We start from the raw sequence: 16,000 nt of genomic DNA, 5'->3' as shown, positions 1-16,000 counted from the left end.
GGTCGCAATAGCGACCCTTTCTACGTTTAGTTGAGCGATCAAGCAACTTGTACTTGCTGCTCTTCTACTTGCTCTGCCGTGCTGTGCGTATTTTCAGCGCCATGCATCCAGCGAACGAGTGTATTAGAGAATAGGAGCAAAATTACGCCACTTACGGTTGCGCTGACCGCAATACCACTAAAGATAGCCATAGCGCCTAACTCGCCTACGTGAGAACCCACATAGCCCGCAACATAGTTAGCAATCGCATTACAGCCAAACCATGCACCCATCATAAGTGAAGCTAAGCGAAGCGGTGCTAATTTAGTCACCAATGAAAGACCAATTGGAGATAAACACAGCTCGCCTAATGTGTGGAAGAAGAAAGCGCCGACCAACCATAACATCGATGTTTTTACTGTTGTATCTCCACCTTGTTCTAGCACTGCGCCAACCATACAAAGGAAACCAATCGCCAAGAAAAATAGTGCCATCGCAAATTTCACTGGCGAAGTAGGTTCACGTTTACCCAATTTTACCCAAAGGACAGCCAGAACTGGCGCTAGAGTAATAATGAAAAATGGGTTTAGTGATTGGAACCACGCAGCAGGAACTTCGAAACCACCAATCATGCGATCAGTATATTGTTGAGTGTAGATGTTCATCAGACCACCAGCTTGTTCAAAGCCTGCCCAGAAGACAATAGTGAATAAGCTCATGACCAGAATTACTTTTAGTCGATTCACTTCTTCTTTGGTGAGTGGCTGCTTCGTGGTGGCGTTTTTGTTGTTTAGATCTCGTTTCGCCGCTGGTTCGCGACCAATATCACCAAGCCATGATTGAGCCAGTACCATTTGCATCACTAGGCTAACCAGCATACCCACACCAGCGGCAACAAAGCCTGCTTTCCAACCGTAAGAGGTTGTCACAGAGCCAGAAACGACGCCGGCAAGTAATGCACCTAAGTTGATACCCATATAAAAGATAGTGAATGCGCCGTCACGACGGTTGTCACCTTCTTGATAAAGGTCGCCAACCATGGTTGAGATATTTGGCTTAAAGAGACCGTTACCAGTGATAAGTAGGCCAAGACCTAAATAGAAGCTGTGTAGCGAACCAATACCTAAAGCATCAGCAGGAAGTGCAAGAGTAAACTGGCCGATGGCCATTAACGCGCCACCAAGCAAAATTGAGCGACGTTGACCTAAATAGTTATCTGCTAGGTAACCACCGATAAGAGGCGTGATATACACAAGCCCTGTGTATATGCCGTATAGGTCTAATGCGTCTTTGGTTGACCAGCCAAGGCCACCATTCATTGTTGTATCAGTAAGGTAAAGCACGAGAATGGCACGCATTGCGTAGTAAGAAAAGCGTTCCCACAGTTCAGTACCGAACAATAAGAACAGGCCACGTGGATGACCAAAATATTGATGTTGGTTTGACATAAGCTCTTCTAATAATAGTTATTACATTTTTTAACGACTTCTACGTATACAATGCAATTCAACGAGTGACAAATAATAAAATTTTGCCATTCGACTATTTTTGTTTGTTAAGTGGCTGTTTTTGATTGAATTTGCAGATTATATGATGGTGTATTGGTTGTGTTACAAACTTAATTTCCATTTTTGCATATGGACTTCTTTATCGTAAGTTGCTGAAAAAATGTCGTTAATGCGAGCGATGTATAATCATACTTTTATAGATAAACTGAATATCAATGACTCAACTTTGGCTTAATGCTAGGATAAAAACAAAATAGAATTGGCTAGTAAAAAGATGAAACGTTGGTATCTACTTTATTGTAAACGTGGGGAGCAGGTTAGGGCGAAACACCACCTTGAAAACCAAGGTGTAGAGTGCTTTTATCCAACTGTAGAAGTTGAAAAGATTTTGCGCGGTAAAAGACAAAAAGTCGAGGAACCGCTGTTTCCTTGTTACGTATTCGCTTACTTTGATTATGAGCAAGGGCCAAACTTCACCTCAGTCCGCTCTACTCGAGGTGTTGTTGACTTTGTGCGTTTTGGTGCTCAACCGAAAGAAGTTCAAGGTGACTTGGTCTTCGAATTGATGCAGCTAGAAAAGTGTTGTAATGACAATACCGTTTCTGAATGCATGCCAAAACCAGGCGATCAAATTAGAGTTAAAAGCGGTCAATTTGCGGGCATAGATGCCATCTTCCAAGAACAAGATGGTGAGAAACGCTCAATTATGCTAGTTCAGATGATCACCAAGCGTGTGCCTGTCAGCATCGACAATAGTGATTTAGATTTAAAATAGCCTAATTCCATCAAACATAAAAAGAGGTGCAAAAGCACCTCTTTTTGATCGTATCTAATTTTCTGTCTGTTTTAAAAGGGTTGGACGAACCGACCCTTATCTTTATCGTAGAGAATTAGTATGAGTCGTTGTGAACGGTCTGTACTGCACGACCTGATGGGTCAACACAGTTTTGGAACGATTCATCCCATTCAATCGCCTTCGCTGAAGAACACGCTACTGAAGGGCCTCCTGGTACACACTCTGCTGCTGATGGAAGTGGGAATAACTCTTCAAAGATTTCACGGTACACGTAGCCTTCTTTTGTCGTTGGTGTGTTGTATGGGAATCGATATTGAGCTGTTTCCATCTGCTGGTCTGTCACTTTCTGTTCTGCTACTTCTTTCAGCGTATCGATCCAGCTGTAGCCAACGCCATCAGAGAATTGCTCTTTTTGACGCCATGCGATTGATTCTGGCAGGTAGTGCTCGAAGCACTCACGAAGGATGTGTTTCTCCATTTTACCGTTGCCACACATCTTGTCTGCTGGGTTCAAGCGCATTGCTACATCTATGAACTCTTTATCTAGGAAAGGTACGCGTCCTTCAACTCCCCATGCTGCCAGCGACTTGTTAGCACGAGCACAGTCGAACATGTTCAGAGCAAGCAGTTTACGCACTGTCTCCTCGTGGAACTCTTTCGCGTTTGGCGCCTTGTGGAAGTAAAGGTAGCCACCAAAGATTTCGTCAGCGCCCTCACCAGACAATACCATCTTGATACCCATCGCTTTGATCTTACGACCCATTAAGAACATAGGTGTTGATGCGCGGATAGTCGTCACGTCATACGTTTCAATGTGGTAAATCACGTCACGAATCGCGTCCAAACCTTCTTGAATCGTGTACGTCATTTCGTGGTGAACGGTACCAATTTGGTCGGCAACTTCGCGAGCTGCTTTCAGGTCAGGCGCCCCTTCTAGGCCAACAGCAAAAGAGTGCAGTTGAGGCCACCAAGCTTCAGACTTTTCATCATCTTCAATACGCATCGCTGCAAAGCGTTTTGCTACCGCAGATGTAATAGAAGAATCTAGACCACCTGAAAGAAGCACACCGTAAGGCACGTCAGTCATTAGTTGGCGTTTAACAGCCGCTTCTAGCGCTTCCGTCAATTCTTCTTTGCTAGTGCTGTTACCTTGTACTGCTGCGTACTCGTTCCAGTCACGAACATAGTAACGTGTTGGCTCAGTATCTTTAGAGCTGTAGTAGCTACCAGGAGGGAATTCACTTACTGTTTTACATACTGGAACAAGAGCCTTCATCTCTGATGCCACATAGTAGTTACCATGCTCATCGTGACCTTGATAAAGAGGGATAATACCAATATGGTCACGGCCGACTAAATACTCATCTTTTTCTTCGTCGTAGAGCACAAAAGCGAAAATACCGTTTAGTTCTTCAAGGAGATCTGCCCCCATATCTTGGTAAAGTGCAAGAATGACTTCACAGTCTGAATCGGTTTGAAATTCGTACTTTCCTTCGTAACGATCACGAATTTCTTTATGGTTGTAGATTTCACCATTGACGGCAAGGATGAGCTTCTTATCAGGGCTGTATAGCGGCTGTGCACCACTATTTAGACCAACAATCGCCAAGCGTTCGTGCGCTAAAATAGCACGCTCTGAAGAGTAAATCCCAGACCAGTCTGGGCCACGGTGACGAAGTTTTTTCGACATCTCTAATGCGATAGGGCGCAATGCGGCTGCATCGCTTTTAATGTCTAAAATGCCAAATACTGAACACATACTACATCCTTACTAAACTAAACAATTTCTAATCGGTATGGTTTAAATTTGCCATTACTAATAAAAAAAGCAACGTTTTATGATTAAAAAAATGATAAAAGGCCTTGTTGTATGGAAAATATTTAACTCAACCGTTGTTTTGGTGAATGAGATCAAGGTTTGGTATAAAAACTATACAAAAAAGGCTTTCTATCAATAGAAAGCCTTCCGAAAAATATCAGTGCTGTTGCTTATTTAATTGGTGTGAATTTAGGCTGAAGTTGTTTACAGACGTGTCGAGCAAAACCGCTACCAGCTTCACTATAAATATTGAATGCTGCGTCAACGCCATTTTCAAGTAAGCCTTCCAATTGATCTGGGTATTCGGCGATAGCGGCAATTTGCCCCTTATATTTTCTGCGTTTAAGCTGCTCAAGTGCTGTTTGGTTACCTTGATGATGTGGCATTGCAAGCAGAACCAGTTTTACATGACCTGTATCTAAAATTCGCTCCCAGAAATCCGGGTCGGTGGCATCACCAGAAATAACATTTCTTCCTTCTGAACGATGATGATGTGCAGCGTCTTCACGAATTTCTATACCCAATGAAATTTTGCCATAGCGTGAGCGTAGCTCATCATAAGCGCCCGTCCCAATACGCCCCATACCTAAGATCAATACTTGGGCATGACCTGGGTTGATGAGTTGGTCGCGTTGATTGAGCTTTTCTACCGCTGTCTCTTGCAGCCACTTACCTGAATGTTGATAAATTTTATGGCTAAGGCGGTTAAGTGGCGCGGAAATTACAAAGGATACCGACACCGCAACCGCAATCGCAGCAAGCATATCACTTGGCATCCAGCCCATTTTATAGGCCAACCCAGCAACAATAAGACCAAACTCACTGTAGTTAAATAGTGATAAAGAGGCGAGCAAAGAGGTACGTACTCGAAACTTAAAATGATTAATAGTAACGAAGTACAAGAGTCCTTTGATTGGTAGCAGTAAGATAAATAGCAGGGCGAGAACGACGCCATTCACGCTCAATGAGGCGGATAAACCAATGTTTAAAAAGAAGCAGACTAAAAAGAGCTCCTTCATATTGAATAATGACTTGGATAGTTCTGAGGCTTTTGGGTGACCTGCGAGTAGCATGCCTAAAATTAGCGCGCCCAAGTCTGGTTTCATCCCGACCAACTCGAATAGCCCAGCACCGATAACAAGCGCGAAGAAAATACCGAATAGCACTAGCATTTCGCCGTGGCCAACTTTATCGAGCAGCTTATAGAATAGAGGACGAAGGAAAGGCAGTGCGAACAAACCGATGGCATACCATTCTGGGACTTTTCCGGTTGAAGCAGTCAGGAATACTACGGCAAAAATATCTTGCATAACCAAGATACCGATCGCGAGTGTGCCGTAGGTCGCGTTCATTTCGCCTTTTTCTTGCAATGCTTTTACGGCAAAAACGGTACTAGAGAACGATAGTGCAAAAGCTAAAAGCAGGATTTGGCTGCCGTCCATACTGGCTAGCGAAGTCAAGCCCAGTAGTTTTAAGCCGGATAACGCTAGGGCAAAAAAAGCGGTAGAGAGTATGTTGTGGGCGGTTGCCCCTCCCCATATTTCTTTGGACAGCAGGGTTTTTACATCGAGTTTGAGTCCAATAGTAAACAGAAGAAGAGTAACACCAAGATCTGCGAGAGTGACGATAACGTCATTGCTTTGGTAACCAAATGCATGCAAGCCAAATCCAGCTAGTAGAAAACCAACGAGGGGAGGGAGGCTGCATTTAAGCGCAATAAAACCAGCTAAAAAAGCGGCTGTAATTAGAATAATTTCCATACTGTTAAGCTGTATTCCTGATATACAAAAACGGGCTGTGAAAACACAGCCCGAGATTGTAACTCAATTGGTTGTATAAACTTAGTCTTCCAGTAACTTTTGTAACAAAACTCCGTTCAGCATAGCGCGTTTAATCATCGCAAATGCGCCCATCGTTGGCTGCTTATCAATGTGAGAAGCCACGATAGGGAGGTCGTTATGGAAAGTTTTAAGAGATTGATTCTCTACGTTGCGTTGAATTGCAGGGAAAACAATATCTTGTGCTGCAGTAATATCGCCAGCAATTACAATTTTCTGTGGATTAAATAAGTTAACCGTAATCGCAATCGCTTTACCTAGCTGGTTGCCCACTCGCACTAAACTCTGTTTCGCAAGTTCATCACCATTCATTGCGTGCTGACATACCGCTTCAATTGTGATGTTTTCAAGGTCGGTTAAGCTTGATTCGTATCCTTGAGTAATCAGTTGCTTCACTCGTTGAATAATCGCTGGGTTTGCAGCTACGGTTTCTAAACAGCCAAAGTTTCCACATTGGCATTGCTCACCAAGCGGGTCAATTTGGATATGACCAATTTCACCGACGTTGCGGTTAAAACCAAGAAAAACCTGGCCGTTAACGATAATACCTGCGCCAGTACCGCGGTGGACGCTAACCAAAATAGAATCCTGGCAGTCTTGGCTTGCTCCAAAGTAGTGCTCAGCCAACGCCATGCCACGTACGTCGTTGCCAACAAAGCATGCTGTATTAAACTTCTCTCCAACAATTTCACCGAGAGCAAGATTATCGATATCGGTATTAGGCATGTATTCGACCACGCCAGTTGTTGGGTTAACAAGGCCCGGTAAAGTGATGCCGATAGCGATGAGTTGATCAATTTTGTCTTCGCAACGGCTTACGAAATCTTTTAATAAATCGATAAGCCCTGCGATTAAGTCTGCTTGGTTAGTGTAGTGCAATTCATGCTGATCTTCTGCCAGCGCGGTGCCACCTAAATCGTATAAACTGAACTGTACGTAATCTCGACCTAAGCGAACGGCAATCGAATGAAAAGGTTTGACTTCAGTAGTCAAAGAGATCGCACGACGACCACCAGTTGAAGCTTGTTGGGCGACCTCCTTAATAAGGCCGCGCTCTAAAAGTTGGCGGGTTATTTTGGTAACACTAGCAGGCGCGAGCTGACTCACGTCCGCGACTTGAATACGGGAGATAGGACCTTGCTGATCAATCAGCCTATATACCGCAGCGCTGTTAAGCTGTTTTACTAAATCTACATTACCAATCTGTCCGCCATTCATGCTTAATTTTGCTCGTATTGTCCGTTAACAACCGTCGCTTTTACTTTAAAGTCACGATCGAAAATAGTCAGGTTTGCAACCATCCCTTTTCGAACTCGGCCAAGGCGATCCTCAACACCAATTGCTGTTGCTGGGTATAACGTGGCCATTCGTAGAGCTTCGTCTAAAGCGATCCCCGCGTGCTCAACTGAATTCTGAACTGCTTCAATCATTGTCAAAGCTGAGCCGCCTAGCGTGCCATTTTCATCAACACACTTACCATCTCGGTAATATACTTTCTTACCGACAAAAATAAAGTGATCAATGTTAGCACCTGCTGGAGCTGTGGCATCCGTCACCAAAACAAGCTTTTCACCTTTGATTTTATGAGCAATTCGGATGTTTGCGTAGTCGACGTGAAAACCATCAGCAATAATGCCAGCATATACGTCAGGAGTATCGTAAATTGCACCAACAACTCCTGGTTCACGACCAACCATTGGTGTCATTGCATTAAAGAGGTGTGTAGCAAAAGTAATGCCTGCTTCAAAGCTTTTACGTGCTTCGGCGTAGGTTGCATTTGTGTGGCCAATTGAAACTACGATGCCAGCAGCCTTTAATCGCGCAATATGCTCTGGGTCGTTATGCTCAGGTGCTAGTGTTACTTTCGCTACGATATCGGCGTTTGTGCAGATAAGGTCGATCATGCTTTCGTCTGATGGGCGAATAAAATCTACGTTATGGATGCCTTTTTTCGCGACGTTAAGGTAAGGACCTTCGAGGTGTAAACCAAGCGATTGATTTTGATACTTGTTGTGGTACTCACGAGCTGCGGCAATTGCAGTTCGCATATCTTCATCAGATGACGTAATGAGTGTTGGCAGGAAGCTAGTACAGCCAGATTTGAGGTTTGCCTGGTGCATGATTTGCATGGTTTCAGGGGTAATTGCATCGTTTAGCATTACACCGCCACAACCGTTCAACTGCAGATCGATAAAGCCTGGACTTAGATTAGCGCCTGCAAGGTCTTTTACTTCGATGCTTTGAGGTAGCTCAGAAACCGGCACAATAGATTGAATAAGATCGTTTTCGATGATGACCGCATGATCGGTAAGAACATCACTACCGGTATAAATTTTACAGTTACTTAGCGCGTACATAGTCAGCTAGTCCTTATAGATGAGAATTCAATTTCTATATCGTTATCTAAGTAGAGACTGCTTCAGTCATATGGGTACTTAGTTTGTATCACTGAATTAGATAACGAGTCACATACAGCAAGTCGCGTTTTATCGATGTTATTGTCATAGTAACTAACTGAAAAGTAATAATTGTATGGTTTTTTATGATTCTTTTTCAGAGCAAAGTTACAGTGATTTACCCGCCTAGATACCAAAATAACACTGATTCTGCCTTGCATAAAGTGCGAGAATATTATCTTTAAAACGCCATTTTTTCGTATAATAAAATAAGTTTTATGATCTCGCTAGCAAAAACCTTCCGAAAGGGCAAATTGTGGTGATTATGATCACAAACGGTGAGCTTTTAATTTGCGGAGCAAAATTAATATCATAAACTTAGGATGACTAAATTGGACGGCTGAAATAAGTCATTCAACATAACATCTAATCCTATAGGGGGAACTTAAGGTGAACATTCTCGGATACTTCCAGAAGGTGGGTAAGGCGCTTATGGTGCCGGTTGCCACACTTCCTGCAGCAGCAATACTCATGGGTATTGGCTACTGGATCGACCCAAATGGCTGGGGCGCAAACAGTGCACTTGCTGCATTTCTTATTAAAGCTGGTGCAGCGATCATTGACAATATGTCAGTATTGTTCGCTGTTGGTGTTGCTTACGGAATGTCTAAAGACAAAGATGGCGCCGCTGCACTTTCAGGTTTCGTGGGCTTCTTAGTTGTCACAACGCTTTTGGCCCCTGGTGCAGTATCACAAATTCAAGGCATTGACCCAAGTGAAGTACCTGCTGCATTTGGTAAAATCAATAACCAGTTCGTCGGTATCTTGGTTGGTATTGTTTCTGCTGAGTTGTACAACCGTTTTTCTCACGTAGAGCTGCACAAAGCACTGGCGTTTTTCTCTGGCAAGCGTCTTGTACCGATCCTAACGTCTTTTGCTGGTATCGTTATTGCGTTCATCCTGATGTACGTTTGGCCATCAGTTTACGGCGGTCTGGTAAGTTTTGGTGAAAGCATTCAAGGTATGGGTGAAGCAGGTGCAGGTGTTTACGCATTCTTCAACCGTCTTCTAATTCCTGTTGGTCTGCACCATGCACTAAACTCAGTGTTCTGGTTTGATGTTGCTGGTATTAATGACATTCCAAACTTCCTTGGCGGTGCGAAATCATTAGCTGAAGGCACGGCAACGGTAGGTGTTACGGGGATGTACCAAGCGGGCTTCTTCCCAATCATGATGTTTGGTTTACCAGGCGCTGCTCTAGCGATGTACCATACTGCGAAATCAAAGAATAAAGAGAAAGTGGCATCTATCATGATTGCAGCTGCGTTTGCTTCATTCTTTACAGGTGTAACAGAACCACTTGAATTTGCATTCATGTTCCTTGCTCCAGGACTGTACGTTCTTCACGCAGCGCTGACTGGTCTATCAGTTTATATCGCGGCATCAATGCAGTGGATTGCAGGTTTCGGTTTCTCTGCTGGTTTAGTCGACTTAGTATTGTCGACTCGTAACCCGCTAGCGGTAAACTGGTACATGCTCATTGTACAAGGTCTTGGTTTCTTTGCGGTTTACTACTTCGTGTTCCGTACCGTGATTGTTAAGTTTGGCCTTAAAACACCGGGACGTGAAGATGATGAAGAAGCTTCATCTAACGTGGCTGGATCAAGCAATTCTTCAGAGCTTGCTCGTCAGTACTTGAAAGCACTTGGCGGTCATGACAACCTAAGTTCTATCGATGCCTGTATTACTCGTTTGCGCCTTTCTGTGAAAGATATGAGCGTTATCAATGAGAAAACTCTGAAAGATCTTGGAGCTATGGGAGTTGTGAAGCTAGGTACAAACAACCTACAAGTTATCCTTGGTCCACTAGCAGAGATTGTTGCTGGTGAGATGAAGAATGTATCTAAAGATGAAGACTTAAGTGGTGTTCAGCTACCAGCTTAACTGTTTAATAGTGGTGTGATTGTTTGTTATTGGTATTGCAAACAATTGATACTACAACATCGCAAAAGGCCTCCGCAGGAGGCCTTTTTTCGTTTAGGCCCTTTGAATCTGCTTTGCTTTCACGCTAACTCGATAAATATTGTCGTTTTAGAGCGAGTTCTTGTTGTCTAATTGCTTAGAATTGTGGATCATTAGGAACAATGTACTCTGTGAAACCATACTTGGATACAGGGTTCCGTTTTCTCTGACAATACTAATATTTTTGAGGTGCTATAGATGAGTGAAGCTGATGCTCGTCCATCAAACTTTATTCGCCAGATCATTGATAAAGATCTAGCGGATGGTAAACACACTAGCGTGCATACTCGATTCCCGCCGGAGCCAAATGGCTACCTGCATATCGGTCATGCTAAGTCTATCTGTTTGAACTTCGGTATTGCTCAGGACTACCAGGGTCAATGTAATCTGCGTTTCGACGATACAAACCCTGAAAAAGAAGACATCGAATACGTTGAGTCTATCAAGAAAGATGTAAACTGGTTGGGCTTTGAGTGGAGTGGTGAAGTATGTTACTCATCAAACTACTTCGATAAGCTTTACGAATATGCAATTGAATTGATTAACAAAGGCTTAGCGTACGTAGATGAGCTAAGTCCAGAGCAAATTCGTGAATACCGCGGCACACTAAAGGCGCCAGGTAAACCAAGTCCATACCGTGACCGTTCTGTTGAAGAGAACTTGGCGTTGTTTGAAAAAATGCGCGCTGGTGAATTTGAAGAAGGTAAAGCGTGTCTTCGTGCTAAAATCGACATGGGTTCTTCATTCATGGTCATGCGCGATCCAGTTTTATACCGAGTGCGTTTTGCTACGCACCACCAAACTGGTGATAAGTGGTGCATTTACCCAATGTACGACTTTACGCACTGTATTTCTGATGCATTAGAAGGCATTACGCACTCTATTTGTACGCTTGAATTCATGGATAACCGTCGTCTGTACGATTGGGTTCTAGACAACATCACGATCGAAAGCCGTCCACATCAATACGAGTTCAGTCGTTTAAACCTTGAATACACAGTGATGTCTAAGCGTAAGCTTAACCAGCTAGTTACTGAAAAACTGGTTAATGGTTGGGATGATCCACGTATGCCGACTGTCTCAGGTCTGCGTCGTCGTGGCTTCACACCTGCATCTATTCGTGAGTTTTGTAAGCGTATTGGTGTAACGAAGCAAGAAAATATGATCGAGTTTAGTTCATTAGAATCTTGTATTCGTGATGACCTAAACGAGAACGCTCCGCGTGCAATGGCTGTACTGGATCCTGTTAAAGTTGTTATCGAAAACTTTGAAGCAGGCGCAGTAGAAAACTTGACAGTTGCCAACCACCCAAATAAACCTGAAATGGGCGTGCGTGAAGTGCCATTCACGCGTGAATTGTGGATTGAGCGTGAAGACTTCCGTGAAGAAGCGAACAAAAAGTACAAGCGTTTAGTGCTAGGTAAAGAAGTTCGTTTACGTGGTGCTTACGTGATCAAAGCTGAGCGCGTTGAAAAAGATGCCGAAGGCAACATCACAACGATCTTCTGTTCTTACGATGCAGATACGCTAGGTAAAAACCCAGCAGATGGTCGTAAAGTGAAAGGCGTTATTCATTGGGTGTCAGCTGATAAAGCTCTTCCAGCGGAAATTCGTCTGTACGATCGTTTATTTACGGTGCCAAACCCAGGCGCAGCGGAAGATTTTGCTTCTACTATCAACCCTGAATCATTAGTTGTGATCAATGGCTTCGTCGAGCCTAGCCTAGCTTCCGCAGAAGCAGAAAAAGGTTACCAGTTTGAACGTATGGGTTACTTCTGTGCAGACTCGAAAGACTCTTCAGCAGATAATCTAGTATTCAACCGCACGGTTGGTCTACGTGATACCTGGGCAAAAATTGAGAATCAATAATCTCAATTAATGCTGAGAACGATGAAAAAATGCCAGCAAACGCTGGCATTTTTTATACCTAATCCCACAGAGTGCTATATAGATGTGCAAAACTGTGGAGAAAAAAGATGGGTGTTTAGTAGCTTTTGTTCTGTAACCAAAGTACTGACGTCTAAGGTTCTGACTTCTAGAAACAAAAAACGCCAGCATGTGCTGACGTTTACTTTTTAAATTAACAAACCCTTATTTTTTCGGTTTGTGTGCATCTGGATTGTCTTTACAACCACCATCGCTACACTTGCCGTACAAGTATAAGCTGTGGTTTGTTAGTGTGACATTGTACTTAGCTGCAATCTCTTTTTGACGTTCTTCAATAAGATCGTCAGAAAATTCAATTACCTCACCACAGTCTAGGCACACTAGGTGGTCGTGGTGATGTTGAGTCGATAATTCGAAGACTGACTTTCCACCTTCAAAGTGGTGACGAGTTACAATACCAGCATCGTCGAACTGGTTTAGAACTCGGTAAACAGTTGCTAGGCCAATTTCTTCACCTAGATCAATCAACTTTTTGTACAAATCTTCAGCACTGATGTGCTGGCAGTCTGGCTGCTGAAGTACTTCTAGAATTTTTAGCCTCGGAAGGGTTACTTTTAAACCCGCATCCTTCAGCGCCTGATTATTATCTGACATATACTTTCCCGTTGGATCATCTGCAGCGATTTAACAGAATTCAATCTTCCTACCATTATAGGATAAGCGTTCGGAACATTAAACCACGAACTTCAAAGGGTTAATAGAATCTTTTTGTAAATTAGAAATAGGTCTATTATATTACAGCTCTGACCAGTTACAATTATGTAACATTAAGCTTGGAGAGGGCAGAGATAGCGATGAATAGGCGACTAGCGAAGATATACAAACCAGGAATTGTAAAGTTCGCACTCAATATTTGGCCTCCTTTTTGGGGGGCGGGTATTAAAATCTTACATATTTCTCAAGACTTCCGTACTGTAAAGGTACGTTTAAAGCTTCGCTGGTGGAATAAAAATGCCAATCGCACCCAATATGGCGGCAGTATTTTCTCTTTAACTGATCCTATTTACTCGTTGATGCTGATGGGGATTCTACGAGAGGAATATTATGTGTGGGATAAAGAGGCAAGCATTAACTTTATTAAGCCGGGGCAAAGTGATTTGTTTGCAGAATTTGAGGTCACTGAAGGGATGCTGGAAAACATTTATCAAATGACACGGAATGGAGAAAAGTGTTTTCCTGAGTTTATTACTCATGTAAAAGATAAACAGGGGAATGTGGTTTCAGAGGTTCAACGCAAGCTTTATGTAAGAAAGAAACCTCAGTATCGCGAAGAGGAAGTACTTACCGATGCTGTGTGACAATACATACAAAAAGACCTCCAAGTGGAGGTCTTTGCATCATTCAATTTGATTAGCCTTCTAGCTCAGCTAAACACATCTCTTCATAGATCTGTTTAACCCAGCTTTCAACACGCTCGTCAGTCAATTCTGGTTGGCGGTCTTCATCAATACATAGACCTACGAATTGGCTTTCGTCACCTTCAACAAGTGCTTTAGACGCTTCAAATTCGTAGCCTTCTGTCGAGGTATGGCCAAGAATTGTGCCGCCTTTAGACTCAACGATATCACGGACTGTGCCCATCGCGTCACAGAAGTATTCTGCGTAGTCTTCTTGGTCGCCACAGCCAAAGATAGCCACTAGCTTAGTAGAGAAGTCGATTTGCTCAAGTTCAGGGAAGAAGTCATCCCAATCACATTGTGCTTCGCCGTAGTACCAAGTTGGGATACCTAGAAGAAGAAGATCGAAGTTATCAATGTCTTCTTTGCTGCTTTTCGCGATGTCTTGAACGTGAACTAGATGTTTACCTAGTTGCTTTTGAATCATCTTTGCAACGGCTTCAGTATTACCTGTGTCGCTACCGAAGAAGATACCTACACTTGCCATAGAGTCTATACCTTTACATTGTTTGTTATTGGCGATGCTACTAAGGGTTTAACCTAACCCTGAGCCTTCCCAAGTTAGCTGAATTACACCTTTTGCAATAAAGCCAGCACAGCCTAGGAAAAGGACTAACCACACAATACGACGACCAAAAACAGGTACATTGCCTTGCTTTAGCACATCTTTTATCGCCATCCCGATGAAAAAAAAGATAGCAGCAAAAAGAAGATCGAGTCCAATAGACTCGAGCATATCCATATAGTCGTAAAGCATTTTAGCCCTTCATGCCGAAAAATCTTGGGCGCACTATACCACTGTTAAACGGTAAAGTTAATGCACTACAAGAAGGGTTATTTCAATAATCTAGTGTTGCTTTTCGAATTTGTTAACTCGAAATGTATTTTCGAATGACTCTCATTACTTCTGTCGGTTTCTCGGCGTGTAACCAGTGACCAGTGCCAGCGATAATGTGTGCTTTAGCATGGTTAAATTGTCGCTTCACTGCCGGCTGATGTTCTGGCATTAAGTAGTCAGAGTCGCCGCCTTTGATAAATAAAGTTGGGATATCTGTTGGTGTGATTTCTTGCCAGCCAATAATTTGGTCATAATTCTCAAAAAGGCTCGGTACGTTAAACCGCCAATCCATCTTATCGCCATTTTTGTACAGTGATTTAGAGAGAAATTGTCTTACACCATCGAGTTCAATATGTTGAGCTAGGATATCCATGGCTTGCTGTCGATTTGCTGGTTTTTCATTAATAACAGCATGTAAGCCGTTAAAAACATTATCGTGACGGTTCGTAGTGTAGGCAACAGGCGCCATGTCGAGAACGACTAACTGCTTGACTACATTTGGAGCAATGTCCACAAGAGCCATCGCGACTTTTCCGCCCATGGAGTGACCAATAACAATAGATGGCTCAACGTTTAAGTGCTGAAGGAGCTGAGCCACATCTTTTGCCATATCGGTATAGTTATGGACTTCGGAGTGGAAAGAGAGGCCGTGATTTCTCAGATCAATACTGATCACCGTGTGATCTTTAATAAGATCGCGGGCGAGTAGACCCAGATTACTTAAACTACCAAACAATCCGTGAATCAAAACAACTGTTTGGCCTTGGCCTTCCTGCTTATAGTTGAGTAATGCTGACATTTTATCTTATTCGTGATGGGTTTAACGTGGAGTATCCGCGTGGATCTCGTTATAATCCCCCAGAGTTTAAACATTGAGAATGTGAAAAGCGAATGAAAACAATTGAGGTTGATGAGGATCTATACCGTTATATAGCTAGTCAAACTAAGCATATCGGTGAAAGCGCCTCGGAAATTTTGCGACGCCTTTTAAACCTTGATGGTCAGTTGCAGGAAGCTAAAGCCGCGCCTGTAGTAGAGAAGCCACAAGGGATTGTAGTAAGTAAAGATGCGGGTAAAACGGAATCTGTTGATGTAGTGAAAGAAATGCGTTCGCTGCTTATTTCTGATGAGTTTGCCGGTCTAAAAAAAGCGATTGATCGCTTTATGTTGGTATTATCGACCTTACATAAATTGAATCCAGAAGGTTTCGCCCAGGCTACGAATGTAAAAGGACGCAAACGCGTGTACTTTGCAGATAATGAAGAAACCTTGCTAGCAAACGGTAATACGACCAAGCCAAAAGCCATTCCTGGCACACCGTTTTGGGTTATCACGAATAACAATACAAGTCGTAAAAGACAGATGGTTGAACAAGTGATGGCACACATGGGGTTCCAACCTGACTTAATAGAAAAAGTAACAGGTTCAATCTAAGAAACCTGATAGAAGCCTCATAATGC

Annotated in this window: 14 protein-coding genes; 5 read left to right on the top strand and 9 right to left on the bottom strand. The window is 43.1% G+C overall.

Going from position 1 to position 16,000, the window contains the following annotated elements; translation table 11 throughout:
* Positions 1–38 precede the first annotated feature (38 nt).
* The gene (locus tag NL626_RS03670; RefSeq protein ID WP_005382097.1) at positions 39–1,427 is read right to left on the bottom strand and encodes a peptide MFS transporter; all 1,389 of its coding nucleotides are present in this window, start codon (positions 1,425–1,427) and stop codon (positions 39–41) included.
* 334 nt (positions 1,428–1,761) lie between these two features.
* Here NL626_RS03670 and rfaH point away from each other — a divergent pair, with 334 nt between their 5' ends.
* A complete protein-coding gene (gene rfaH, locus NL626_RS03665) occupies positions 1,762–2,262 on the top strand; it encodes a transcription/translation regulatory transformer protein RfaH (protein WP_054701866.1) in 501 nt (166 codons plus the stop codon).
* A 115-nt stretch (positions 2,263–2,377) separates the two neighbouring features.
* Here the strand turns inward: rfaH and asnB are convergent, their stop codons facing one another.
* The 4 genes from asnB to nagA all read right to left on the bottom strand — a co-directional run bounded on the left by asnB (position 2,378) and on the right by nagA (position 8,297).
* On the bottom strand, positions 2,378–4,042 hold the full coding sequence (asnB, locus tag NL626_RS03660) for an asparagine synthase B (RefSeq protein ID WP_130546539.1): 1,665 nt from the start codon (positions 4,040–4,042) through the stop codon (positions 2,378–2,380).
* 230 nt (positions 4,043–4,272) lie between these two features.
* Positions 4,273–5,862, bottom strand: a complete 1,590-nt coding sequence (locus NL626_RS03655) for a cation:proton antiporter family protein (RefSeq protein WP_047102890.1) — start codon at positions 5,860–5,862, stop codon at positions 4,273–4,275.
* Between the two features lie 81 nt (positions 5,863–5,943).
* Complete coding sequence (locus tag NL626_RS03650) at positions 5,944–7,158, bottom strand: ROK family protein (RefSeq protein WP_005382105.1); 1,215 nt, start codon at positions 7,156–7,158, stop codon at positions 5,944–5,946.
* A gap of 2 nt (positions 7,159–7,160) precedes the next feature.
* Entirely contained in the window at positions 7,161–8,297 is a 1,137-nt protein-coding gene (gene nagA, locus NL626_RS03645) for an N-acetylglucosamine-6-phosphate deacetylase (protein ID WP_253656997.1), read from the bottom strand.
* A 489-nt stretch (positions 8,298–8,786) separates the two neighbouring features.
* On the opposite strand from nagA, the gene nagE reads away from it, so the two are divergent.
* Positions 8,787–10,280: an N-acetylglucosamine-specific PTS transporter subunit IIBC gene (gene nagE, locus NL626_RS03640; protein ID WP_005384985.1), complete on the top strand. Its 1,494-nt coding sequence runs from the start codon at positions 8,787–8,789 to the stop codon at positions 10,278–10,280.
* A 276-nt stretch (positions 10,281–10,556) separates the two neighbouring features.
* On the top strand, positions 10,557–12,227 hold the full coding sequence (gene glnS / locus NL626_RS03635; protein WP_005382124.1) for a glutamine--tRNA ligase: 1,671 nt from the start codon (positions 10,557–10,559) through the stop codon (positions 12,225–12,227).
* Between the two features lie 222 nt (positions 12,228–12,449).
* On the opposite strand, the gene fcrX is transcribed toward glnS, so the two are convergent.
* Positions 12,450–12,899, bottom strand: coding sequence for a ferric iron uptake transcriptional regulator FcrX (fcrX, locus tag NL626_RS03630; RefSeq protein ID WP_005382141.1), 450 nt, complete (start codon positions 12,897–12,899; stop codon positions 12,450–12,452).
* A gap of 200 nt (positions 12,900–13,099) precedes the next feature.
* Here fcrX and NL626_RS03625 point away from each other — a divergent pair, with 200 nt between their 5' ends.
* Entirely contained in the window at positions 13,100–13,603 is a 504-nt protein-coding gene (locus NL626_RS03625) for a DUF4442 domain-containing protein (RefSeq protein ID WP_005382144.1), read from the top strand.
* A gap of 52 nt (positions 13,604–13,655) precedes the next feature.
* Here NL626_RS03625 and fldA read toward each other — a convergent pair whose 3' ends face one another.
* From fldA to NL626_RS03610, 3 genes are all read right to left on the bottom strand, one after another.
* On the bottom strand, positions 13,656–14,189 hold the full coding sequence (fldA, locus tag NL626_RS03620; protein ID WP_005382146.1) for a flavodoxin FldA: 534 nt from the start codon (positions 14,187–14,189) through the stop codon (positions 13,656–13,658).
* A gap of 48 nt (positions 14,190–14,237) precedes the next feature.
* Positions 14,238–14,459: a DUF2788 domain-containing protein gene (locus NL626_RS03615; RefSeq protein WP_005393038.1), complete on the bottom strand. Its 222-nt coding sequence runs from the start codon at positions 14,457–14,459 to the stop codon at positions 14,238–14,240.
* A 112-nt stretch (positions 14,460–14,571) separates the two neighbouring features.
* Positions 14,572–15,339 carry an alpha/beta fold hydrolase gene (locus NL626_RS03610; RefSeq protein WP_017819953.1) on the bottom strand — a complete coding sequence of 256 codons (768 nt, stop codon included), beginning with the start codon at positions 15,337–15,339 and terminating at the stop codon, positions 14,572–14,574.
* Positions 15,340–15,431: 92 nt separating this feature from the next.
* On the opposite strand from NL626_RS03610, the gene seqA reads away from it, so the two are divergent.
* On the top strand, positions 15,432–15,974 hold the full coding sequence (gene seqA, locus NL626_RS03605) for a replication initiation negative regulator SeqA (RefSeq protein WP_138939155.1): 543 nt from the start codon (positions 15,432–15,434) through the stop codon (positions 15,972–15,974).
* The last annotated feature ends 26 nt before the right edge of the window (positions 15,975–16,000 follow it).

Source organism: Vibrio sp. Y58_MX_L22 (assembly GCF_024181865.1).
Classification (GTDB): domain Bacteria; phylum Pseudomonadota; class Gammaproteobacteria; order Enterobacterales; family Vibrionaceae; genus Vibrio; species Vibrio alginolyticus.
The sequence above is the reverse complement of the archived record's forward strand: the minus strand, read 5'-3'. Positions and strand labels throughout refer to the sequence as shown.